Source organism: Bradyrhizobium nivariense, assembly GCF_029846695.2.
In the GTDB taxonomy this organism is placed as follows: domain Bacteria; phylum Pseudomonadota; class Alphaproteobacteria; order Rhizobiales; family Xanthobacteraceae; genus Bradyrhizobium.
Window position 1 is genome coordinate 1 of the sequence record NZ_JARWCR020000221.1, and the last position, 603, is coordinate 603.

Annotated in this window: 1 pseudogene; it reads right to left on the reverse strand. The window is 68.0% G+C overall.

Features of this window, described 5'->3' with window-relative positions:
- Positions 1 to 603 (reverse strand): annotated as a pseudogene (locus tag QCM77_RS46030) (hybrid sensor histidine kinase/response regulator); the annotation flags it as partial.

Sequence of the window (603 nt, forward strand, 5' to 3'; positions counted from 1 at the left end):
CCATGGTCATCAGATGCTCCAGCGTATCCACGTTGACGCGGATCGACTGGTTGGCGATGCGGTCGCCCTCGACGGCGGTCTCGTCGGCCGCCGACTTCTTCGGGGCGGGCTTTTCCTTGGCGGGTTTGGCAGTTTCCTTGGCAGTTTCCTTGGCGGCTTCCTTGGCGGCTTCCTTGGCAACAGGCACTGGGGCTTCAGCGGCAGGCTCGGCCTTGACTTCAGCCTTGGCAACAGGGGTCGGCGCTTCGATCGCGGTCTCGCGGAAGGCGCGCTCGAGCTCGTCAAGCGAGACTTCGCCGGGACGGAGCGGGCGCTCCACGGTCTGGTCGGCCAGCGCGCCCTGGCTGGCAGGCGCGGCTTCCACCGCAGCCGGCGCTTCCGGCACCAGCGGCGGCGCTTCGGCCACGGCAGCAGCAGCACCGGCAGCCATGGCCGCCATGCCCTGCTCGACCATCGCTTCCAGCTTGTCGATGAGGTCGCGGTCGGTGCCCTCGGGCTCGGCTTCGGTCGCCTCCAGCCCGGCCAAAATTTCCTTGATGCGGTCGATCGAGGACAGGATCACCGTCACCGCCTGCCCGGTCACCGGCATGCCGTCACGGAATT